This is a genomic window from Diaphorobacter ruginosibacter (assembly GCF_040396215.1).
Taxonomy (GTDB): domain Bacteria; phylum Pseudomonadota; class Gammaproteobacteria; order Burkholderiales; family Burkholderiaceae_C; genus Diaphorobacter_A; species Diaphorobacter_A ruginosibacter_A.
The window spans coordinates 1-3052 of sequence record NZ_JBEBOW010000232.1 but is presented as its reverse complement, the minus strand read 5'-3'; the positions used below and the strand labels follow the sequence as shown (position 1 = coordinate 3052).

Genomic DNA, 3052 nt, shown 5'->3' with positions numbered 1-3052 from the left:
GCCCAGGCCGCCGCCCACCCCACCGGTTCGCACCTGGTGCTGGTGGCCCTGTGTGTCGTGCTGGCGCTGGCGCGGGGCTTTTCGCTCATGGGAGACGCCAACGCGTCCTCCGGCGGGGCGCAGGCGCCCCGTTCGCCCGAGCAGACGTATCAACTGGCCCTCGAGGCGCGCACCGGGCATGACTACGCCGCCATGCTCGCCCTGCTGCGCGAAGCGGGCGGTGCGGGCGATGTGCGCGCGCAGGAGCTGCTCGGCGGCACCCTGATCGCGGGGCCGGCCCTGTACGGCGACGCCATCGCCAGCAACCTGTGCGAGGCCGCCATGTGGGCGCGGCGCGCGGCGGACCAGGGCAGCGTGGTCGCGCGGCACCAGTTGCGGATGCTCGGCGGATTGCGCGGCACCTCGCCGGACGCCGCCAATTGCCCGGGCGGCCACTGATGGCGGGATAATCCTCGCTTCGCCGCGAACAAGAGCCGTGAAGCGATTCGCCTTCCAGGCAAGAGACAACCGTACAGGACGCCATTGACCATGCAACGCCGACAATTCATCGCCGCGGCCACCGCCGCCAGCCTTCTTCCCGCCGCGGCGCGCGCCGCTGACAAGCCCATCCGCATCATCGTCCCCTACGCCGCGGGCGGCGCCATCGACCTGAGCGTGCGCAAGATGGCCACCATGCTCGAAGCGGATCTCGGCACCGTCATCATCGACAACCGCCCCGGCGGCGGTGGCGGCATCGGCATGACGGCCGTGGCGCGCGCGCCCGCCGACGGGCTCACCATCGGCATCGCGGCCGTGGCGACGAACGCGATCAATCCGTGGCTGTTCAAATCGCTGCCTTACGACCCGATCAACGATTTCGCCCCGCTCACCCAGATGACGCGCATCCCCAATGTGCTGGTCGTCAACGCGGAAATCGCCCGGCAGCGCGGCATCCAGACCTTTGCCGACTTCATCGCCTTCGCCAAGAAGGAATCCGGCAAGATCACCTACGCCAGCGGCGGCAACGGCAGCGCGGGGCATCTGGCCGGCGAGCTGTTCAAGCGCGAGCTGGGCCTGGACATCGTGCACGTCCCCTACAACGGGGGCGCGCCCTCGCAGCTCGCGCTGCTGTCCGGCCAGGTGGATTTCTCGTTCGACAACCTCGCCAGCGCCGCCGCCAACATGCGCGCAGGCAAGCTGACCGCACTGGCGGTCACCACCGCGAAGCGCAGCGCGCTCCTGCCCGACCTGCCCGCCGTGGCGGAAACCTTCAAGGGTTTCGCGATCGACACATGGTGGGGACTGGTCGCGCCCAAGGACACGCCGGCCAGCATCATCGCCAAGTACAACACCGCGATGGTGAAGGCGCTCAACAGCCCCGAAGTGACCGCGCTCTACCGCGACATGATGATGGAGACCGTCACCAACACGCCCAAGGAGTTCGGCGAATTCATGCGCAACGAGCTCGCGCACTACCAGGAGGTGGTCAGGCTCAGCGGCGCCACCGTGAGCTGACGGGCGGCCCGGCAAGCGCCATGAACGCATCGCTGCTCAGGAATCAGACCGCTTTCATCACCGGCGCGGGCCAGGGCATCGGCCAGGCCATCGCGCTGGGCCTCGCGGGCATGGGCGCCCGGGTGTTCGCCAGCGACGTGAACGAGGAGGCCGCCAGCGAAACCGCCGCGATGATCCACGAGGCGGGCGGCCACGGCCTCGCCCTGCGGCTGGACGTCGCCAGCGCGGATGGCTGCCGCGAGGCCGCAAAGCAGGTGGCGCGCGAGATGCCCGCCGATCACCGGCTGCTGCTGGTGAACAATGCCGGAGTGCGCCCCAAGCATGCATTCGACAGCGACGACCGCGATGCGCTGTGGCAGCGCACGCTGGACATCAATCTCGGCGGCGTGCGCAACACGATCCACGCCTTCCACGCGCTGCTGGCGAGCACAGGCGGCAGCGTGGTGAACGTCGGCTCCATCGCCGCGTCGCGCGCGGCCGCTAGCTCCATCGCCTATTCCACCTCGAAGGCCGCCATGGAAATGCTCACCAAGGTGATGGCGCTCGAGCTCGCGCCGCAGGGCATCCGCGTCAATGCGGTCGCGCCCGGCGTCATGCTCACCGCCATGACCGAGCAGACCCGCAAGGATCCCAAGCACGTGGAGTACATGCTGCGCCGCATTCCGCTCAAGCGCTATGGCGACCCTGCGGAAATCGCGGGCCCGGTGGCATTCCTCGCATCGTCCATGGCCAGCTACGTGACCGGCGCTGTCCTCAACGTGGACGGCGGCTACCTGATCTCGTGAACATGGCCTTCCCGCCACGCAAGTCCGCACCGAACCGCCGGCCCATGCCGCGCCCGCGCGCCCCATCCACGCGGCTGCTGTGCTTCAACAAGCCTTACGGCGTGCTGAGCCAGTTCACCGCCGAAGGCCGCTGGCGCGGCTTGAAGGATTTCATCGACGTGCCCGGCGTGTACGTGGCGGGCCGGCTCGATGCCGACAGCGAAGGGCTGCTGCTGCTCACCAACGACGGGCCGCTGCAGGCGCGCATCTCCAGCCCCAGGTTCAAGATGGAGAAAACCTACCTGGTCCAGGTGGAGGGCGTTCCCGGCGAGGCCGCGCTGCAGCAACTGCGCGACGGCCTCATGCTCAACGACGGCCCCACGCTGCCCGCCCGGGCCCGCCTCGTGCCGGCACCCGAATGGCTGTGGCGGCGCGAGCCGCCGGTCCGCGTGCGGCAAAACATTCCCGACTGCTGGCTGGAGCTCATCATCCGCGAGGGCCGCAACCGGCAGGTGCGGCGCATGACCGCCGCCGTCGGCCATCCCACGCTGCGCCTGATCCGCACCGCCATCGGGCCCTATGCGCTCCATGGCATCGCGCCGGGCGCCTGGGTGGATGCGCCCGCGCCCTGATGTCCCTGCCGGGCTGCGCGCGGCTCAGCTCCTGAGCGCCGGATAAAGCGCCTGCAAGGCATCGGTGAGGCATCGGTGCAGGAGCACCTGCACGGCCTGCTGCTCTGCCTGCTGTTCGGCCCTTGCCTCTTCGGCGGGATGGTCAGCGGCGGCCGGCTGCTG

4 protein-coding genes are annotated in these 3052 nt (G+C 69.7%); all 4 read left to right on the top strand.

All coding sequences use genetic code 11. The features are described from left to right. On the top strand, nt 1–438 hold a 438-nt coding region (locus ABWP92_RS17140; protein ID WP_353236616.1), incomplete at its 5' end, for an SEL1-like repeat protein. Nucleotides 439–528: 90 nt separating this feature from the next. Next, nucleotides 529–1494 carry a Bug family tripartite tricarboxylate transporter substrate binding protein gene (locus ABWP92_RS17135; RefSeq protein ID WP_353236615.1) on the top strand — a complete coding sequence of 322 codons (966 nt, stop codon included), beginning with the start codon at nt 529–531 and terminating at the stop codon, nt 1492–1494. A 20-nt stretch (nt 1495–1514) separates the two neighbouring features. Beyond that, nucleotides 1515–2279, top strand: coding sequence for an SDR family NAD(P)-dependent oxidoreductase (locus ABWP92_RS17130; RefSeq protein ID WP_353236614.1), 765 nt, complete (start codon nt 1515–1517; stop codon nt 2277–2279). 44 nt (nt 2280–2323) lie between these two features. Further along, entirely contained in the window at nt 2324–2890 is a 567-nt protein-coding gene (locus ABWP92_RS17125; protein WP_353236613.1) for a pseudouridine synthase, read from the top strand. The last annotated feature ends 162 nt before the right edge of the window (nt 2891–3052 follow it).